Here is a 21,279-nt window from a genome sequence, read left to right as displayed (position 1 = left end):
CTATCACTGGTTAGATGGTTTAACAGCAGCTTGCGCTGCACTACCAGCAGCTTTACCTGCCACGACACTATTGGCCCTAATAATAAAACCAGGCAGTGTCGCTAAGTTCTTGATGGAATTTGGTACACCAGCCCAACCGAACATCGCAGTGCCATACATACCAGTTAAACCACCAACGGTCGTTGCGGCAGCCAATCCAGAATATGAGAATCGTTGATCAAATCCGGTACTAAAATCTTGACCTGTCCCAAATAGTCTTTCGTAGACAGCGCCAGCCGCAGCCGAACCCGTATAAGATCCACCTCCAACCGCCATCCCCGTCCCCAAAGCTGTCCCCATCGAATACGCCGCCGCAGCAGCCTTATAAGCGGCATAGATTTCCGCAGCCGAAGCAATTCCTGCGGCAGTACCCGCAAGCGCAGCCGCGGTAACCGTCGCCTTACTTGCCAGTTCTCGAGTAGCCAGGTCCCGATTAATTGCCGCAGCAACATCGCCATCCGCTGGCTTGTTCGCTGCGCCATAACCTGCATACATATCGGTATTCCCTTTCTGTTTGGGGGTTGCATAGAACATAAAACCAGTACCGCTAGTGCCTTCTAATGGCAGCAAACCACGCCCTGCTTTATTTAAAAAGGTATAAGCACTTTGATCCCACGTGCCAGACGAGCCAGACTGGACTTGCCGATCTGCCTGTGCTGTTAATTCTTGTTGCGCCTGCTCAATTGAAATTCCTTTTTTTAGCGCATAACGTGATGCATTACCTTTAATCCACTTTTTCTCATCAGGATGCAATTGCCGATTATTCTGATCAGCAATCACGCCCACATTCGCACCAATCCCAGCATCTCTCGCACCTCCCCCGGCCAGCGCCCCCGATGCCGCACCCACCAGCGTGGCACCCAGGTTCATCATGTCATTAAAATCCTGTGAACCGGGTGTATAGCCCTGACTGATTAAATAATCCACCAGCACCGGCACCATTGCTTCATGCGTCATCCCGGCTGCCAGGCCAGCGGCGGCACTGCCACCACCGATCCTGGCTTCGATTAATCCGACGATGCCATGCAGCGCGATCTTTTGTGGCGAGCCATCGGCCCACTTCCCTTGTGCCATATCTCCGACCATGTTGGCAAGTACGGCACCAACCAGACCGGCGCTGCGCTGGTCTTCTTGCGCTTGGTGTTGCTGGCGTTGCAGGTCTTGTGCCTGTTGCAGCGTCAGGGTGTTGGTCAGCGCGCCGTTGGCGGTGCTGGCGTCGCGTTCGGTGAGTGTGGTGGCGGTGGTTTCGCTATTGGCGTCGGTCGCGGCATCGCCACTGCCGGTGATGGTGATGGTGGCGGGGCTGATGACGCTGTTGGTATTGCTGTGCTGATCGTTGTTTTTTGGCATGCCTTTGCCGCCGTTGAGGTTGCCGAGTACATTTTGCATGACGTTGCTGGCGATGCCGCCGGTGGAGGCGCTGATGCTGATGGCCTCGGCTTTGGTGTGTTGTTGGTTGGCGAGGTCGCGGCTGGTGAGGCTGGCGGTGTGCAGGCTATTTTTGTCGACGCGGGCGGTGCTGGTGAGGGCTGCACCGGTCAGGTCGGTGTTGCCTTTGACATTGATATTAAATCCCCCCGTTCCGGCGGCGATGCCGCTTTGGCCGACTGCGCTTTGGTAGTTGTGTTCGACCTGTTGGCGCGCGTAGTTGAGGCTGCCGCTGAACATCGATCCGGCACAGATCGGCGGGATGCACAGACTGAGGCTAAAGCCGCCGTTTTCTTGTTTGCTGTCGAAGTTGCTGAGGTCTTGCTGGGTCAGGATGTTGAGGTCGCCGGCAATGTCGGCGTTGATTGTGTTGCCGGCGAGTTGTGCACCGCGCATAGTCAGATCGCCGCCGCTTTTGATGGTGAGGTGGTCGGTGGCGCTGATCTGGGTGTTGTCGTAGTTGGTCTCGTGTCCGCTGGCGTGGCCTTTGGAACCGGATGCGCCGAGCTGGAAGCTGAGTCCGGTTTGCTCGCCGTTGGAGCCTAACGTGGCACCGATGCCGGCATTGCTGCCGCTGTTGGTCGATTGCAGATCGGTGCTGTTGGCGGCGGCGATCAGTTGGATATTTCTGGCCGCGTCGAGACTGATATCGTTGGCCTGTAGTTTGGCGCCTTCCATCAGGATATCGCCGTCGCGGCTGGTGATGTTGATGGTATGGGCTTGGGCTGTGGTGCCACGCGCTTGCGTGGCGCGGTTCTTGCTGTCCTGCTTGCTTTGCCCCACCCCCAGACTGACGCTGACGCCGAAACCGGCACCTTGCGCAGCGGGTTTCTCTTTGGCCAGCACATCGGCGGTGGCGCTGATGCTGTCACTGGCGGCATCGACCGCGCCGGGCAACGCCCCGGCGAGTTTGTAGGCGTCATAACCAGCTTTGAGGGCCAGTGCGCCTTGGAGGCGCGTATTGCTGGTGTGCTGACTTTCGGCGACCATGTCGCCGATGCGGGTGACGGCACCACCGAGTGCGCCGGTCAGACTGCTGCCTAACGTGACGCTGTGGGTTTCGGCATGGGATTGATTGTTGCTGGCGTTGTGGATGGCCTGCAGATCAACGGCGTTACCCGCGATGTTCAGGCTTTCCTGGGCCAATAGCTCCGCACCTTGGGTGATGACATTGCCTTGGCCTGTGCCTCGATATTGGCGGTCCAGTCCGGCTTGCAGGCTGAGGTTGCCGCCGTTGGCTGATAGCAGGCTGGTGCTGTAGTCGGTCGCTTCGGCGGTGTTATTTTGCAAGGCGCTATTGGTGCCGTAATTGGTGAAGCGGGCATTGGCGCCGCCTGTGATATCCATGCGGGTGCCACTGCTATGACTGCTGGCGTCGGAGGTTTCTGTGTTGGCGGCGGCGAGGATGTTGATGTTGCGTCCGGCGTTGATGCCGATGTCCTGATCGGCAGTAATCACGCTGGCGGTGACGCTGGTATCGCGACCGCTGCTGATGTGCACGTTGGCGCCGCTGATGTCGCTGCCAATCTGGGTGACGCTGGTGCCGGTCTGGGCCTGATCTTGGGCGGTTTTGCTGTAACTGAGACCGGACATGAAATTGGCTGCCAGACCACTGCTGGTTTCTTCCGCGGAGAAACTGTTCTGGGTGGTTTGTTGCGCGCTGGTGATGCTGACATCGCGACCTGCATTGAGCGTGAGATCGCTGGCGGCGATCACCTGACTGCCCTTGACCGTGATGTCACGCCCGGATTGCATGGCGATGGTGTTACCAGTGAAACTGCTGCCGATCGCCTCGGTGGTCTGGTCGTGCGCTTTGGAACTGCTGCTGGACGACGACATGATGCCTTTGGAGGTTGTATGAATCGCCTGATCCATGCTGCTGTCTTGTCGTGCCGTGGTTACCGTGATATCGCGTCCGGCTACCGCAGCCAGTTGCTCCCCGGCATTAACCGTGGCGGCACTGGCATTAATATCCTGCCCCGCAATCAGTGCCAGATTACCGCCCGCGTTGATACTGGTGCCGTTGACCTGCGTCTGGCTGGCGTCGAGGTGATTCTGGTCGTTGTAGCGGATGTTGTCGGTGCGCTGGGTGGTGACTGTGTTCAGGCTGAGATCGCGTCCGGCGCTGAAGCTGGCGTCGCCACTGACGTTGACGCTGGCGGCGCTCAGGGTGACGTCGCGTCCGGCCTGTACGGCGAGTTGGTCGGCGTTGATGCTGGCAATGTTGCCTAATCCGATATTGCTGCCGTTTTTGCTGCTGGCAGTGGTAGTGCCGGTACGTAGCGTGACGTCGCGTCCGGCCAGGATGCCGACGCGATGACCGCTGATATTGCCGCCATTGTTGAGGATGTCGTTGGTGGCGATTAAGTGGGTGCTGCCTGTTTGGCCGGTACTGCGCAGGTTGCCGCTGTTGGCGATGTCGGTGGCGTGGACGATCAGGTGGTCGGTCGCTTGCAGCGTGCCGCCGTTATCCAGACTGCCGTGCACGCTGAGGTCGATATCGTGCGCGGCCATCAGGGCGCCGGTGGGGGCGATGTCGCCAGCGCTGGCGCGGCTGAGGTAGACCACTGGCGCTAATACCTCGGTCTGACTGCCATCCGGCAAGGTGACGGTTTGCGCCACCAGCCAGACGATGTCGGCGGTGAGCGCGGCCATTTGGGCGGCGGTCAGTGCGATGCCGGGGGTAAGCTGGAACGCCTCGGCACTGGCGATACCCGCCTCCATTAAGGCCTGATATTGCGTCTCGTTGTTGTGATAGTTGCCCAGAAAGCGCTTGCCGGTGAGTTGGGCGATCTGGTCGTTGATTAGCTTTTGTTCATAGAAACCATCGCCCAGCCGTTTCTGGATTTTTTGTGGATCGAGCGAGAGGCGGCTCAGCATGTAGTCGCTGGAAATAAACTTTTTATAGTTAGTGAAGGCCGGATCGGTCTCGATCAGATACGCTTGGCCTGGCTCTTTATGCACAATAAACAGCGCGTTGTTGGGCAGTATCAGATCCGGCAGTGGCGCGATTGCATCGCCGACGGTTTGATGACTGCCAGCGGTGTCGGTGCCGGTTCCCGCATCACCGTCTGCTGCGTCAACACCATGCTGTGCACCCTCGCCTACGCTATTGTCCGCGTCATTAGCCGACAGGTCGCTGCCGTCGACGGCGGGGAGTGCGTTGGCGTCTACGCCATTGCCGAGCGCGTGATTAGGGCCGGTGACCGGCTGGGTATTTTCCTGTTGGGTCCAGACCTGCAACGCCAGCGGGACGGAGGGTAATACTACGTCATAGGCCGCACCGTTGTTATCATATTGATAGTGATTATCATGATGCTTGCCACTGACCCAGTGGTAGTAATTTTGCCCGGCAGTCATGGCGTTGGTGGTGCGGATTTCTCCGGCAGCGCCCAGATTGTGGATCGCGTCGATATTGCCGCTGAGTGTGCCACCGGCAATGATGATGCTTTTATCGTTGGTGACTGTACCTGACAGGCGCATGTTGCCGCCTGAGGTGATGGTGCCAGGGTCGCTATGCGTGACTACCGACTGCTGAACGGTTTGGCGATAATCGCGCTTGTAAAACTTTTCAAAGCGATCACCGCCGGGGACAACCAACACGATCCCGCCTTTGCCGCTATCGCTCCAGCTGATCTGGTCGGGACGATACCAGACGTCGCTGTTCCAGGCGCGGTATTCTGTGACCTGCCGGGTCTGCGCCGGATCGGTGGCGAGGGCGGTGGTGAAGTGATTGTTCTCATTGATCAAGGTGGCGGCATCAATGGTCAGTGCGCCGCCAGCATCGATGGTGGCCGACGTATTGCGGATCATGGCGGCGTTGCAGATCACAGCATCCTCGGGATTTAAAGCGCCGCCCAGCACCATGTCGCCCATGCTTTGAAATAACGCATGCTCGCGGTTGATGATGGTTGCGGCACCGATGTGTAAGGTATTGCGCGACGCAATGACGCCGGCTTGCTGCGTCTCATTGTCGATATCATTGGTCACGGTTTGCGCACCGAGCACAATCGCGTTGCCATAAATACGTCCGGTATTGTGTAGGCCATGCACCGCGCGGATCACGACACTGCCGTCGCCGCCATTGATCAGGCCAGTGCGTTGGTTGTCTATATTATTGGCGTTCAGGCGCACATCGCGAACGGCTGCGAGACGTCCGCTGTTGATCAGATTGCCGGTGGTGGTCAGCGTCAGATCGCGGTTGGCGACGAGCAGATTAGCGGCGGTGTTGTGATAATTCCCTTGCAACTGGATCAGCGCGTCCTGACCGGCGATAACTGCACCCTCGCCCGCTAGCGTGGAGGCGCTAATGTGCACATTGCGGGCGCTGCCGATAGTGCCGGCGCTGTTGGTCAGCGTGCCGCTGGCGGAGATGGTAATGTCCCCAATGTTTGCGCCTTCACCACCCTGACCGCCTTCACCATTCTTGGGCCTCCCTTTTTCATCGTCTTTAGCATCGGCGCTGCCAATCAGACCAGCGCTATTGTCGAGGCTGGCGACGGAGAGCGCGATATTACCTGCCGCTCCGATATGACCGCCGATATTGGTAAGCGTGGTGCGATGCTCGCTTGCATCAAGTTGCAGGTTTTTGCCCGCATACAGGTTGCCAGCGTTATTGCTCAGATGATCCTGCGTATCAAGGAGCAGGTTGCCCGCAGCGACGATCTGCCCGCCGGTGCTGTTGTCCAATTGACCGCTGGTCAGTGTGACGTCGCCATTGCCGCCGATGGTGCCAGCCGTGGTGTTGATGATATTGCCAGCGCTCTCGATGTGCGTGAGACCGGTGCCGCTGTTGGCAATCCGTCCTGCGCTATTATCAAGGTTGCTACCGGAGACTGTCAGAGTGGCAGCGCTGCCATTGGCCTCAATCCGGCCCTGCTGGTTGCGAATTGCACCGGTGGCGCTGACGTGAACGTTGGCCCCACCCTGGATCACGCCTTCGGTGTTGACGAGGCCGCCCTGTTCCGAACCACTTGCTGCACCACCCTTCAGCGTCAGCGTCAGGTCGTTGTCAGCGTAGAGCGTGCCGCCGTTGTTATCGAGACCGCCAGCATGCAGGTCGATGGTGCCAGCGCTACCGATAAAACCGCCAACCCCGTTGGCAATCCCGTTATGAATACCTTGCGCGATCCATAGCGAAAGTCCGGTGGGGCGCGTGCCTTGCGCTACGCTTTGGATCGTGCCGCTGGCATTTTGCAGACTCTGGCCAATAATACTCAGACCGGTTTGCGTACCCTCTATTTTGCCTGCCGTATTATTGATCGCCCCCGCTGCATTGATCGTCAGGTAACTGCCGCCGATATAGCCGCCAGCGCGGTTGTCCACAGCGCCTAGCGTCGCGGACACGCTGGTGCGGCCTTGCGCAAACATCGTGCCGCCCTGATTATCGATGCGAGAGGAGGTAATATTCAGTTGGCCGTTACTGCCAATACTACCGCCCTCGTTGTGCAATGCAGAAGGGCCATAAACATTGATACCCAGCCGACCGGTGCCCGCCAGCGCAATCGTGCCGCCGCGGTTGTCGAGTTGCTGCGGACTGAGCGTCAGATCATTGCTATTACTCTGAATTACGCCATCCTGACTGTTGTCGAGCAAGTCCGCGATATCGATAATGCTGGCAGCGGTGCCCAACTGGGTGATATGCCCTTGCTGGTTATGCAAATTAACGCTTTGGAGCGTCAGTTGATCGGCATTGATCAGACCAGCATTGTTGTTGAATTGGGCGATAGTCGCGTTAATCTGCGCGGCATCCAGACTACCTTGCGCATTGATCGCACTGTCCGCCCGGAGCTGCAGCGTCTGTCCTGACGCGAGCCGTCCGCCACTGTTATTGAGTTGATTTTTGATGTAAGCCGATAGATGTTTACTAGCGGTGATGGTGCCACTATTGCGCAGGTTAGCGGCACTCAATGTGACATCGCCATTGCCGCCAATGACGCCGTCTGCGCCATTGGTCAGTTGACCGGTGACGGCCAGTGTCAGTCCATCGGTATTGAGCGAGACCAAATGGCCAGCGCTGTTATCAATATCGGTGGCGCTTAATTGTAGCGCCTGCGCAGCCTGGATGCTGCCGTGGGTATTATTCAGCGCTCCTGCCGTGTGTAACGCGACGTTGCCGTTGGCCATTAACCGACCGCGCTGATTATCGAGGGCGGCAGCGCTAATTGCGAGATCGCCATTGCTGACGATACTCCCCTGCACGTTATGCAGCGCGTTGCTAGCGATGCGCAAGGTACCGGACCCAGCGTGCTGCAGCGTGCCGGTGGTGTTGGTCAGATTACCAGTGTGTAGTATCAGGTTCTGCGCGTTGCTCGACAGGTTGCCGCCCGTGTTATCGAAGTCTGCACTGGTGCTGATCAGTGAGTCGCCGTTACCCGATTGCGTGAAGATGCCATCCCGATTGGACCACCGTGCTGATCGACTATCGAGTTGCGCGGTGTGCACCACACCATGGTCATTGATCACCGTCCCGCTAGCGTTAAATGTCGTCGCACCAAGCGCCTGCAAATTGCCACCGGTATGATCGATATCCCCGACAGTCGCGGTCAGTGCAATGTTGCCCGCCGCGCTGGTTCGGGCATGCGCCAGATTGAGGCTCCCTCCGGTGATGGCGATGTTGCCGCCAGCACTCTGCTGACCGGTCACCGACAATACGCCGCTGGCGCTCAACTGTAAGCTTCCCGGTTGCGTTGCATGCCCGGACGGATCGATCCCGGCCGCCAGCGAACCGCTCGAGTCTAGTTGGGCGGCACGGATCGTCAGATCTTGTTGTGCGGCCAGCGTGCCGGTATTGCGAACCTGTCCGGCGCTATTCAGCCGGAGTTGTTGCTGTGCGTATATCGTGCCGCTATTGGTGACGTCGTCATCGCTGCGAATCCCGATGTGACCGCTGGCGTGGGTGTTGCCGTTGAGCGTCACCTTGCCGCGGCTGTCGATGCTGATATCGCCCGCTTGCGCCGCCAGCGTGCCCATGCTGGCAACCCCGACACCGGCTTCGGTACCGATGAGATGAATCTTGTTGGCATACATACCGCCAAGTTGCGCCACGTCAATCGCGACCGTTGGCACTTCGCCCGCGGACTCAAGGACTTGCACGCCCAGATCGGCATAATTTACCTCATTCGCACCGGCCACCACGTTGAGCCGATTGGCCCAGAGCTGTCCATTGACGCGCACACTGCGCGTGATCAGATCGAGCTGATCGGTGTTACCGCCTTGCAAACCATTGACCGTAATCGCGCCGCCGACGACGCGAAACGCACGCAAACTGCCATCGCCGCCGAAGACCGGTGCACCAGTGGTCAACACGCCACGGGTGGTATTGATAAAACCGCAGCCACTGCACGTGATGCCATTCGGGTTGGCGATAATGACCTCGGCACGCTGTCCGGCCACTTCGGTATAGCCCGATAGTTGACTGCGACCGGCGCCGCGTACCTCGTTGAGAATGATGCGGGCGCTGCCGCGGGATAATGCCGCATTGCCATCAATCAGACCGCCCTGTTGAGTGGCTGTAATGCCGCGGGCATTGTTGAGAATCGCGCCGTTGGGTCCGACATTAAACTGCTGGTACTGGTTATGACTTAGCCCCGCCGCGTTGGGTGCCGTGATTTGCACTACTGGTCGTCCGTTGGCGGTTTGATCGACAGTCGGACGGTGTGCGCCAGCATTCGGATCGGCCACGATTTGGGCGTGGACGATGGTGACACTACCGAAGACCGCGGCGATGAGTACGCGCAACGTGATCAACCTAAAACTGGGCGAACGGACCGTGCCAACTGTACTGGCAGCGTTACCGGACTTGCCACCACCCGAGACATTTTCTGCGACGACCGTAGGGCGACCAAGAGTGCGATTAAAGATAACGCGATAGGCTAGTTTGTTCATGCAGTGTCCAATTCTGAGAAAGCGCGACCAAAGCACAAGGACCGGCGATGGCGTTTGAAAGGTGCACAAATGATCACGGCCGCGTTTAACGGGGCCGGAACACTGTTACGAGTGTGGTTAATATTGATAGCTCAGGCTGAAACCGAGCGCCGGGGTCGCAGTGTCAAAACCTGCAGGTTTGTAGAGTGACCAACTGGAGAACAAGTCGTAATTGAAACCACCATATCCGCCACGTACACCGACCACCGCGCCCGCGATCTTGTCGCCCAACAGATACTGCACACTGGGGCCGTATATTTTGCCGACGTCGATGCCCAGGTACGCCGACTGACCGCTTTGGGCGAGCGGGATATCGAGTTCATTGCGGAAGAAGAAACCCCTTTCCCCTGCCAGCGTCAGTTCGCCATCAAAACCGCGCACGGTATAGCGATTACCGATCGATAATTGGTCGGTCACGTATAAAGGTGAGCGCGTATTTTGAGCACGTAATGTGCCGATATAAGTGAGCGGTTGGCGCGCGATACTGAAAGGCACAACCAAGGTCGCGTCGAGGCTTTGCAGGGTGTAGCGGAACGTTGGATCGGCGTTGCTGCGCCACTCCTCGTCGGCCTGACCGTTAAACCACGAGACGCCCCAGCGATTGGCGAAGGTCAGGTCAAGCTGGGCGTTGCCGAAATAATGTTGATGGACCCAGGCCAGTTCAGCGAAGGTCGTATTGCGCTTCTGCCCATCGATTTCGGTCTCGTCGATATAAGCGTGACTCCAGCGCTTGCCGACTTTAAATTGCCAGCTATTCTTTTGAGATTGGCTGCGTTGAAATAAATGGTCTACCGTAAATTCCAGATTGCGTGACTTGCCCGCCGATACAAAGTTTTGATATGTCCCTGCAATTTGCTGATGATAATCAAGACTGCTGGCGCTGAGCGCATAGCGCCAGTAACCGACCGGTACCGCATAATAAAGACTGTTACCGCTACTACCATGCTGACCCGCCTTGCGGTCGGCATCGGTGTTGATGCCGATATTGACCATATCACTGAGGCCGAGCGGATTATCGACGCTAACATTAAAACCCGCCTGCAACTTGCCCGTACTTTGTGCACCGCTATCGTCCACGTGCCCGCTCAATTTCCATGCTTTGGCGCGCTCGACAGCCACCATAACGTCGCTTTGACCGGGCACCTGGCCCGGCACAATTTTCATATCAACGTCCTGACTTGGAATACGCTTTAGTTGCTCTAATCCTTGCTCCAGATCGTGCAAATTTAGCAAGCGGCCGGGACCGGTAGGAAACGCATTTCTTAGCGTTCCATAAGTTGCCGGATCGGCAAAACGTAATGTCTTAATCACGCCCGGCACCAAGGCGAGCGTGAGAGTGCCGCCAGATAAATCCTGTGCAGGAATGCCGATGCGCGTTGTGCTGTAACCGCGCTGCAAAATCAGATTGGTCAAGCGTTGAACGATCACATTCAAGCCGTCTTTACCGACGCAAGTACCGGCATATTGCTGCAAATAGTCCTGAGCGAACCGAAACGGATCCAGTAATAAAGCGCTCGCGCCGGTTACTTTAGCGGCCGCAGATAGTTGCGCTGGCACGGTGAGTGAAAATTGCTGCACGATAAAACAAGGCGACTCGACCGGAAGCGACAATGCATCAGCAGTATCACTACCGGCGACAGCGCCGTTATCCAGCGCGACTTTGGGCGCGTGCATGGCGCGCTGGCGCGCCTCGGCTTCGGCCTTACTGCGGCGACGTTGTTCTTCGGTGGACGGTGTTTGCAGCGGTTCGGCAGCCTGGGCGCAAAAGACAAAAATAGTGCTACTTAATAATAAAGATTTTGCAAGTTGAGGAAAACTAAACCATACGGAGGGAATATCAGAGTGAAGGCCAAAGGCCTCATGAGTCTTTTTCAAATGCAACCTATTTGTAAATAACCGGGACGCATTATTTTACAAAGTGGGAATGCCCAATTGATATGAGATAAATCTGAAAATGATGGGAGAATTATCTACAAATACTACAGACTTATCTGTAGGCGGCAGAGTATTCTGTATGGGACAGCATTTTCGTTTCACGCTATTCGCCTCGACGTTTTCGGTCCGGGCATCGCGACAGTCTTGATACCATGAAGATTTGAGCGCTACACGGATCAAATCACATCCCAGCAGTAAGGTCGCGAATCAATCCTTTGCACCGGATCATGCAAAAATCACACGTTACTTTGCTGCAATATGGTAGTGAGGCCTGGCCTGTTAGACTGGAGGACCGCATTAACGTCTGATAACGTGTGATTCGCCGACCATAGAGGAACTAATAACGCCATGAAAGACACTTAACTGTTAAGGTTGCCGATGTTCGCAGTTTGGCTTACGATGAATTTTGCGTAGAATAATGCCGTGCACGCGCCGCCTGCAAATCGCCGTTAAAGACACTTGGAAATCTGCGCATTTAAAAATTCGACATCTCGATTAACCTAACCGCACCGATACCTGCCATGAACCAACTAGAACAGCTCAAACAGTTCACCACCATCGTTGCTGACACGGGCGATTTTCAGACGATGAAAGCGTTCGCGCCGCGCGACGCAACCACTAATCCGTCCCTGATTTTGAAGGCCGTGCAAAAAACGGACTATCAACCGCTGATGGCGCAAGCGGTGCGTGACCATGCCGCCCTGTCAACGCACGATATCATTGACCAATTACTGATCGTATTCGGTCTGGAGATTTTGAAAATCATTCCGGGCCGTGTATCCACCGAGACCGATGCACGCCTGTCGTTTGACACGCAGGGCACGGTCGAAAAAGGCCGCAAGCTGATCGGATTGTATGAGGCGGCAGGCATTAATCGCGAGCGCATACTGATTAAAATTGCATCGACCTGGGAAGGCATCCGCGCCGCCGAGGTATTGGAAAAAGAAGGTATTCGTTGCAACCTGACCTTGTTGTTCTCGCTACCGCAAGCGATTGCTTGTGCCGAAGCAAAAGTGCAGCTTATCTCTCCTTTCGTTGGTCGTATCTATGACTGGTACAAAAAATCTACGGGGCAGGAATATACGGGCGCGGATGATCCTGGCGTGCAATCCGTCAAGCAGGTATATAACTACTTCCGCAAATTCGGTTATGCCACCGAAGTCATGGGTGCAAGCTTCCGCAATACCTCCCAAATTATCGAACTGGCCGGCTGCGATTTGCTGACCATCAGTCCTGACCTGTTGAAAAAACTGGAAGAAAGTAGCGATCCAATCGTCCGCAAGCTCAGCGCCGACGCTTCAAGAGAAGCGAATATTGAGAAAATTAGCCTGGATGAATCCGCATTCCGGAATATGGTAAATGATGATGCCATGGCTACCGAAAAATTGGCGGAAGGCATCCGCCAATTTAGTGCTGATACGGTTAAGCTGGAGCAGTTGATTGAAGCGTTGCGTTAAAAAATGCGAAGCATGTTTGTGGCTGGCTTGCCAGCGACGCTCAGTTCCTCCACCTCGAATTATGCGGACGTTGTGCCGACGTCCGCGGTAGTAAGCGCAGAATATCAGGGCGCTATCCGCAGGGGATGGTAGAAAAACTCACCCCATCGAGGGAAGAGCAAATCGATTGTGCGGAAGGCTCCGTGCTAGCATCTACGGAGCACTAACCGTTTAACCTATCGACCCATCGCTTAAAGCCGCTCAGTATCTCCTCCCTTGGGCTGCCACTTCATCAACCGCTTCTCAATCAATCCAACCACCGAATCAAGTATCAAAGCAAAAGCCGTCAACACCAAAATCCCGGCAAAAACAGTATTAATATCAAACGCCCCTTCAGCCTGCAAAATCAGATAACCCACCCCACGCGCAGAACCCAAATACTCACCCACGATGACACCCACAAAAGCCAGCCCAACCGAAGTATGCAAACTAGAAAATACCCACGAAGTCGCCGATGGCAAATAAACCGTCCGCAACAACTGGCGCTGGTTGGCACCTAACATACGCGCGTTCGACAACACCACAGGGCTGACTTCCTTCACGCCCTGGTACACATTAAAGAACACAATAAAAAAGACCAATGTGACCGCCAATGCCACCTTGGACCAGATGCCAAGGCCGAACCACATCGCAAAAATCGGTGCCAGAATCACCCGTGGCATAGCGTTGGACGCTTTGATATACGGATCCAGAATTGCCGAAGTCAACGGCGACAGAGCGAGCCACAACCCTACGCCCAAACCCAATACAGTACCGATTCCAAACGCCAGCATGGTCTCGGTCAACGTCACCAGCAGATGAGAGTAAATCTCTCCGGGAAACGTTAGGGTGAACCATGTGCTATCTGCAAGACCCACATCCAGACTACCGCTGCCGACCGTAAACCATTGCCAGATGCGGATCATCACTTTGACGGGTTCGCCAAAGAAAAACGCTGTCTGCGGGTTACGCGTAACCAGATGCCAGACTGCAAAAAAAATGACCAGCACTAGCGCCTGATAGAGACGCATATTTTTGTAATTGGGTTTAATCGCTTGCCACATGATGTCGTACTCTTTCTTATTTGATTCGTCACAAGAACGTTCTTGAACCCTGGACCGTCCTATTGCGACTATCGAAAATTTACTTTATCAGTCGACTATTTCAGTCTGCCCTATTCCGTGCGCCCAATTCAGGCAATTTTTTTCTGTTGCTGATAGCCTTTCAGGACTTCATCGCGGAGCACGCTCCATATCTGCCGATGCAGTTCGACAAAGCGCGGATCGGTACGAATTTCTGCCACATCGCGTGGACGTTCCAGATCAATGACGAACTCACCTATCGGGTGGGTGCCCGGCCCTGCGGACAGGACAATCACGCGGTCCGACATGGCAATCGCTTCATCCAGATCGTGGGTGATGAATAGCACGGCTTTCTTTTTTGCATTCCACAGGTCTAGTACTTCGTTTTCCATTAACTGGCGTGTCTGGATATCCAGTGCTGAAAAAGGTTCATCCATCAAAATGATGTCAGGGTCAAGGATCAACGTTTGCGCCAGCGAAACGCGCTTACGCATACCGCCCGAGAGTTGATGCGGATAACGATCGCCAAACCCTTGCAAGCCCACCCGGGCCAGCCATTCCTCGCCCAGCTGCTTTGCCTGCGCGTCGTCCATCGCGCGATACTGCAAACCTGCGATGACGTTTTGTAGCGCGCTGCGCCATGGCATTAATGCCTCTGACTGAAACATATAACCGGCACGCTGGTTAATTCCGGCTAATTCTTTGCCGAACACTTTCACGCTACCAGTCGATGGTTGTAGTAAGCCGGCACCGACGTTCAGCAAGGTCGATTTACCGCAGCCCGTTGGCCCTACCACGGAAACGAACTCACCCGGGGCGATGGATAAGGTGGTATCTGCAACGGCGGTATAGCGCTGCGAACGATCATCCTTTGAAATGAATGTGCAGCTGATATTGTCGAGAAACAATGCTGGTATCGACGAATCTGGTGTCATAGGTGGCATGGCGCAAGCCGAAAAAATCACGATTAAAATAGATGCATTAGATACAAAAATAAATCGCCCTGCGCTCCTTTTTTTCGGTGCAGGGCGATTTAATATTTATTGCGGCACTTACTGCAATTTATGCAGCATGCCGAATTGTTTATTTATACTTTTGGTCAGCTTTATCTACGAACGCATTCGTGTAGGTTGTAGATAAATCTATTTTTTTATCAGCTAACGTCGGATCAAAAGACTCTAGCGTATGTAATGCTGTAACTGCGCCCCCTTCAGGGAATTTACCATCTGGCGAGATCGCCTCCCGCACTTTGGTAAAGGCAGCGATGTACAACGGGCGATCACCTAACAAATAACTTTCCGGCACGGCCTTGACGATATCTTCAGGAGCGGCCTTTTGCAGCCATCTTAATGCACGTACCATCGCATTAGTTAAGGCCTGCGTGGTATTAGGATATTTTTTGATAAAGTCAGCCGAAGCATACAAGGTCGCCGCAGGCATCGGACCGCCAAATATCGCATTGGTCTCTTTTAATGTGCGGGTATCGGAAATGATCCGGATCTCGTTTTTTTGCTGCAACATAGTGATCAACGGATCCAGATTGGCGATGGCGTCAATTTGCCCGGAGCGCAAAGCCGATAACGCACCCGCCGATGCACCTACACCAATGTACGAAACGTCAGTCGGTTTCAGGCCGCCTTTTGCCAACACAAAATTGCTCATCATGCTGGTAGAAGAACCTGGCGCAGTGACGCCAATTTTTTTGCCCTTTAAATCCGCAATCGTTTTGTAGTGTGGCATGGTCTTGTTGGACACCGCCATGACAATTTGCGGCGCACGGCCTTGCAATACAAAGGCTGTGATAATCTGGTTTTTGGCTTGCATACTGATGGTGTGCTCGAAGGCGCCGGAAACGACATCTGCACTACCACCGATTAGTGCTTGCAATGCTTTTGCACCGCCAGCGAAATCGGAAATTTCAACCTGCAAACCTTCATCTTTAAAATATCCCAGCTGTTCGGCAACCGTTAGCGGCAAGTAGTACAGCAAATTCTTACCGCCGACCGCGATGGAGACTTTAGGTTTTTCTAATGTCTGGGCGAATAATTTGCTATTAAATGTCAAATAACCCGCCAGGAACAGGCAGAGTGCGATACCAAACTGTTTCCAGTTAAATTTCATTTTGTCTCCTCAACTTGATAGGTGCGTGATGCGTAATTATTACACCATAAGATTACAACATAGCGATAACAAAACACCGTTTAATCAGTTATCCGCCACGCTTAACGGCGGCTTTCAGTTAGCGCTCCGGCTCTAAGGCTTGCACAGAACGCTATTTTTGGCTTGTTATTAAAACGCGTGAACCTGACCTTTTTTATGTTTTAATTGCCTCGACATAATACCGCAGGCATCTTTAAAGGGTGACTTGAAATTATTTCACGAACTAAACGGTGGCGGCTCCCACCGCGACTTCCTATATCTTGCATACGCTTTTTGATATTCCACGTATTTAATGACATAAGGTGGCGGTAACGGCATTATCCCTCATGTTAAAAATTAATTATTTCACAACCTCCTGTTATACCCTTTTTATGTTTGCTTGGCTCAGAACACTCAAAATCAGGTTGCTCGACGGTCCAACATGGCGCGGGCGATAGTTCCCGCATCGACATATTCCAACTCACCGCCAACCGGTACGCCGCGTGCCAGGCGGCTCACCCGCAGACCCCGCGCCTTCATGGTTTCACTGATGTAATGCGCCGTGGCTTCCCCCTCATTGGTAAAGTTGGTCGCCAGCACGACCTCTGCAACCGTGCCGTCAGTCGCTCGAAGGATTAATCTATCGAGTTGAATATCCTTGGGACCGATACCATCCAGCGGCGATAATCTGCCCATTAAGACAAAATACAAGCCTTTATATGTTAACGTCTGCTCGATCATCAACTGGTCGGTTGGGGTTTCCACTACGCACAACAACGTGGCATCGCGCTCCCCGTCGATACATACTTCGCACAAGTCGTTCTCGGTGAATGTATTGCACATAGAACAATGCTGAATTTTTTCGACCGCTTGGGTGAGTGCGCGACCAAGTAGCGCAGCACCATCGCGGTCATGCTGCAATAAATGATAGGCCATACGTTGCGCCGATTTGGGGCCTACGCCCGGCAGATGACGTAAAGCTTCTGTTAATAGCGCGAGACTGGATGGGGTTTTCACATCAGACCTTAAAAACCAAAACAGGTCTCACGACCCGTTGGCATATTGCATATAAATGTGGGTCGCCACCAAATGCGGTAACACACCCACAGACGCCCGCTCGTTGCAGATCGTAATTGCAGACCGAAAACAGATTCTTAGAATGGCATTTTAAAGCCGGGTGGCATTCCTGCGGTAAGGCCTGACATTTTTTCGGCCGAGGTTTCTTCCGCCTTACGCACTGCGTCATTGAAAGCGGCGGCGACCAAATCTTCCAGCATGTCCTTGTCCTCAGCCAGCAAGGACGGATCGATGGTGACGCGTTTAACCGCGTTTTTGCAGGACATGAGAACTTTGACCAGACCACCGCCTGATACGCCTTCGACATCAATCAAGCCCAATTGATCCTGCGCTTTTTTCATATTGTCCTGCATGGCCTGGGCTTGCTTCATCAAGCCTGCGAGTTGACCTTTCATCATGGTATTTCTCCGGTAAGTCTATGTTAGTAAATTTAATGACATCAAGATAAATGATATCAAATCGAGGATATTAAGTATTGGAACTCAGGATTTACGTCAGCCACCGATTTTACATGCCACGGACCGGATTGACACACCAAAGCTTCATCCAAAGCGCGTAAAAACTGCATTGAGTACAAATAATGTGAACGCCAATTTTCACCAAGACCCTTATTGGCTAAAACCCTACACATTCATATTGGCAAAACCGAATAGATGTACTGATATGTCAACGTGACGATTTCTGTGGATGACCGTTTTTTGATATCAGCAAGTGCTTTTATGCTGAAAGAATGCGGTATCGAAATTAACATCGAAGTAAAAAAATATGTTTCCAAATCCCGTATTTCAGGCTGCGACACCAACACCAACTATTAGACCTATTTCACCGGAAGCACCAAAGACGCATCCAACGCTCGCAACAGCCGCCACGGGTGTGCAAAATGTGCCCGCACTTTTCACCACAGGAGGGGATGCATCGACAAATACTCCCAACGTAGATTCTCGCAAAAGCCAGGGAGAAGCCCACGCATCTAGTATAAAACTGCAAGATTTATTTGCGGATACTGAGCTCACACGAACTTTTCAAAGTGAATTTGCAGAAGCACAAACAAATATTTTTTCGGAAACTGAGACGCAGACTTTGACGCCCATGAAAATATGCAGTGGCCGGACCTGAAGTTGTTGCCATCTGCATGGCGACAACTTGAGGCCGAAATAGATAGTACTAAAAATACCCAGTCTGATCAGGTTTTAGAAAAAATTGAACTGGCAACCTTCACGCAGAGAGTAAAAGACACCCTAACTTTAAGACAAACGACCTTATTTAAAAAAAACAAAGCCATTGAAAGAAGGCAAGAAAAGCAACTCGATATAGCGATAAACCAGATTGACCAGAAAAACAAAAAATACATTCTCACCGATATTGAGTTCAGTCTGCGCAATGGCACGATCCTTAAGAACGAGACTCCTGAGCACTCTGGAATTTTGCTGGCCCCCCACGTGATAGCAGAGCTGGGAGTTCTTCCGTTGATACCGTATTTTACCCTGATAGATAGCCAAAATAGATCATGGCATTTTAAACCTGAAAGCGCGGGAGAATCCGATATTGAGCTTCATGATGAATCCCCGACACCCGGCGAAATTATCATTAAGCTTCCCCGACCGCAGACGGCGCATATGGCGGAAATGATACGACCGAATGCGGCGCTTGCGGAAGAGGCTATATCTGGGACACTACCACTAGCTTATGGCCCCTATTTTGTATGCCTGGCACCGGCGCCAGGCAGTTCAGAGACGTGGCAAGAAATTCCCCTCCCCAAACCAAGCCGATTTGGGACCCCGGAGAAATTGTTTGAGGCACTCAGCACGGGCCTAACCCTATTCAGCAACAGCAAAAATTTGTCTGTCAATATAAATGCTGATGTTTTGCGTAAGCTCACCTACAGTACGTTCGCTGCAAAAACAGATACACTTGAAATGGTGGCGGCGCGACACGAAGAGGAGGTGCGTTATTTAGAAGCGGACGCTATTCTATGGCACGGACTCAATGCTAATCCGGCCACCGGGGGCAAAAGTTTTAAACTACTGGATACTGCGTATACCAAGGTCTTGTCCAAATTACCTAATGAAGAACACCGGCGGGCACGGTTATTGACGCAAGACAAATACCACGGGTGCAGCGTCAATAAAAAGTTAGCCGAACTCGTCCGGACATCTTCTACTGGGCCCTCCTCTTCTCATCCTGTTCGACTTAATCCAGTCCTGGATCGCATTTTATCCAGGCATTTGAAAGAGCTTCTGAATTTGCTTAAAGCTGGCCACCTCTCCTCTGAGGAGTTGACCAAAAGTTTAACAGAGGGAGGGATCGAATCGCTAAAAAGCACCCTCGACTTAGTATCGTGTTCGCTAGCGTTATCTACCTTGCGTATTCAAATACGTAAACAGATCTTCCCGATTCCGGTATCGTCAGCATCAACAGACTTGGTCCCAAATACGGCAACGGCTGTGGATGGAACGATGGAAATGAAGTCCCAGCGTCAATCTGAATCACAACGCGGCCAACTCTGGAATAAATTTTTTTCTAAAAAAGGCACTAAAAAATAAACCCTTAAATCGGATGCAATACATTTGGTGAAATCTCGAGCTCCGCCAAAATAAGGCGCACGGAGCATAGCAACCAGAATGGTTTTTGTGCTGAAAGAATGGCGAATCCAAATTAAAACCGGAGTAAAAAAATATGATATCAAATTCACCCCCTACATCACCGCCTTCGACACCACCTATAAGACAAAATGAGGTTGCAAGCTGTTCATCTGATCCTCAAACGCTCGCAAGATCTATTCAGGGTGCGGTGAGTGTTAGCGACAATTTGTACTCCGGGAACGTATTCTTGCCGGCCCAGTATATTGATAAAGCGATGGATCAAAATGCGCGGTTAATTAGATACGCCACAGATAAGCGCCACGTAGAAATGGAAATGCAGCACTCTGATCCTCTGACCAGCGTCAGAGAAGAGCGACTAACTATAACCATCAACCGGATCGACCAGGACAATAATAACAATACTCTCCGCGATATTCAATACAGTCTGCGCAATGCAACGATCCTTAGGGGCCAGAATCCTGAGCGCTCTGCACTTCTTCTGGGCCATCATGTGATTGGCGCACTGATAAATCTTCCGTTAACGCAAAAGATTGTTCTCATCGATAAACAGGACAGATATTGGAGTTATTGGTTTGACACCAGTAAAACACCCCATGTTCTCTTGCGGGAAATATGCCCGGTACCTTCTCCTGGCAATATTCTCATTCTGCTTCCTCGACCGACTAAAATAACCACGAGTCCTACGGTTGAAGGAGAAAACCGTGCTACGCAGCTTCTCGAAAATAGTACTACTGAAACCAGGCCACCAGCATATGATCCGTATTTTGTGTGCCTGGTACCGGCGTCAGTTACACAAACGAAGTGGATAGAGATTCCTCGCGCCGAACCAACGCAATATGGTATTACAGAGCAATTGCCTGATGCAGTCGCCACTGGCGTCAACTTATTCACCAGCAGTAATAAATTGCTAGCCCCCTCTATCGATGCATTTACTTTGCGTAGCGACATTTATGAGAATTTTCTGCTGCAAAATAATGTTCTTGAATCCGTGTCAGCACAGACCAAACAGGATAGGGATTATCTAGAAGCCAGCGATATTCTATGGCGCGCACTCAATGCTGGCCCGGACCTCACGAGTATTGATATCCTTGCTAGTTACTATCACGCTGCCGTCGAAAAAGTAATTGGTTCACAGAATTTGCTGGCACAACTCTTGACTATAGATCAATTCGAGGGGCGGAACATCAGTCAGCAGCTATCCATCATGTCCGAAAATTCTTGTACCGACTATTCTTGTCAGCCTCCTAAACTCAGGGCAAGTATGGATGACCTTATATCGCATCATTTGAAATTACTATTGCGTTTGTGTGAAGGTGGTACTCTCCCTCATGAAGACTTGCTGAAAAGTTTTAGAAAAGGAGGGGACGCATCGCTAGAAAATTTATTCACAAAAGTACTGTGTTCACCCGAATTAGATCAGTTGTATTATCGCGTAACGCACTGATCGGCCTTGAGAAATCATGAGGGTACTTATATCGCCCTGTGTTCCGGTCTCGGACGGCAGCGAACTACCGGCCGTACTAGCCCTCACAAGAACCGCCATTGCGCGGATCTGCCGATCATCACGCTGTTGTT

The 21,279-nt window shown here is 52.9% G+C and carries 11 protein-coding genes; 4 read left to right on the top strand and 7 right to left on the bottom strand.

Going from position 1 to position 21,279, the window contains the following annotated elements; genetic code table 11:
- Positions 1-3 precede the first annotated feature (3 nt).
- Both HAV38_RS10505 and HAV38_RS10500 read right to left on the bottom strand, forming a co-directional pair.
- Positions 4-9,354: a hemagglutinin repeat-containing protein gene (locus HAV38_RS10505; protein ID WP_168055118.1), complete on the bottom strand. Its 9,351-nt coding sequence runs from the start codon at positions 9,352-9,354 to the stop codon at positions 4-6.
- Between the two features lie 117 nt (positions 9,355-9,471).
- On the bottom strand, positions 9,472-11,268 hold the full coding sequence (locus HAV38_RS10500; RefSeq protein WP_245182312.1) for a ShlB/FhaC/HecB family hemolysin secretion/activation protein: 1,797 nt from the start codon (positions 11,266-11,268) through the stop codon (positions 9,472-9,474).
- A gap of 581 nt (positions 11,269-11,849) precedes the next feature.
- On the opposite strand from HAV38_RS10500, the gene tal reads away from it, so the two are divergent.
- On the top strand, positions 11,850-12,785 hold the full coding sequence (tal, locus tag HAV38_RS10495) for a transaldolase (protein WP_168055116.1): 936 nt from the start codon (positions 11,850-11,852) through the stop codon (positions 12,783-12,785).
- A 230-nt stretch (positions 12,786-13,015) separates the two neighbouring features.
- On the opposite strand, the gene HAV38_RS10490 is transcribed toward tal, so the two are convergent.
- From HAV38_RS10490 to HAV38_RS10470, 5 genes are all read right to left on the bottom strand, one after another.
- Entirely contained in the window at positions 13,016-13,867 is an 852-nt protein-coding gene (locus HAV38_RS10490) for an ABC transporter permease (protein WP_168055114.1), read from the bottom strand.
- 128 nt (positions 13,868-13,995) lie between these two features.
- Positions 13,996-14,829: an ABC transporter ATP-binding protein gene (locus tag HAV38_RS10485; protein ID WP_245182311.1), complete on the bottom strand. Its 834-nt coding sequence runs from the start codon at positions 14,827-14,829 to the stop codon at positions 13,996-13,998.
- Between the two features lie 139 nt (positions 14,830-14,968).
- Complete coding sequence (locus HAV38_RS10480; RefSeq protein ID WP_168055112.1) at positions 14,969-16,006, bottom strand: ABC transporter substrate-binding protein; 1,038 nt, start codon at positions 16,004-16,006, stop codon at positions 14,969-14,971.
- Between the two features lie 438 nt (positions 16,007-16,444).
- The gene (recR, locus tag HAV38_RS10475) at positions 16,445-17,041 is read right to left on the bottom strand and encodes a recombination mediator RecR (RefSeq protein ID WP_168055110.1); all 597 of its coding nucleotides are present in this window, start codon (positions 17,039-17,041) and stop codon (positions 16,445-16,447) included.
- A gap of 137 nt (positions 17,042-17,178) precedes the next feature.
- Complete coding sequence (locus HAV38_RS10470; protein ID WP_168055108.1) at positions 17,179-17,499, bottom strand: YbaB/EbfC family nucleoid-associated protein; 321 nt, start codon at positions 17,497-17,499, stop codon at positions 17,179-17,181.
- A 367-nt stretch (positions 17,500-17,866) separates the two neighbouring features.
- Here HAV38_RS10470 and HAV38_RS10465 point away from each other — a divergent pair, with 367 nt between their 5' ends.
- The 3 genes from HAV38_RS10465 (at position 17,867) to HAV38_RS10455 (ending at position 21,148) form a co-directional block, all read left to right on the top strand.
- Positions 17,867-18,217, top strand: coding sequence for a hypothetical protein (locus HAV38_RS10465; protein WP_168055106.1), 351 nt, complete (start codon positions 17,867-17,869; stop codon positions 18,215-18,217).
- Positions 18,199-19,644 (top strand): hypothetical protein, encoded by a 1,446-nt coding sequence (locus tag HAV38_RS10460; RefSeq protein ID WP_168055104.1) that lies wholly within the window; start codon positions 18,199-18,201, stop codon positions 19,642-19,644. The genes HAV38_RS10465 and HAV38_RS10460 overlap by 19 nt, the downstream gene beginning before the upstream one ends.
- A 133-nt stretch (positions 19,645-19,777) precedes the next feature.
- A complete protein-coding gene (locus HAV38_RS10455; protein WP_168055102.1) occupies positions 19,778-21,148 on the top strand; it encodes a hypothetical protein in 1,371 nt (456 codons plus the stop codon).
- Positions 21,149-21,279: the final 131 nt, after the last annotated feature.

Origin of the sequence: Glaciimonas immobilis, assembly GCF_011947285.1 — a bacterium.
Lineage (GTDB): Bacteria > Pseudomonadota > Gammaproteobacteria > Burkholderiales > Burkholderiaceae_D > Glaciimonas > Glaciimonas immobilis.
The sequence above is the reverse complement of the archived record's forward strand: the minus strand, read 5'-3'. Positions and strand labels throughout refer to the sequence as shown.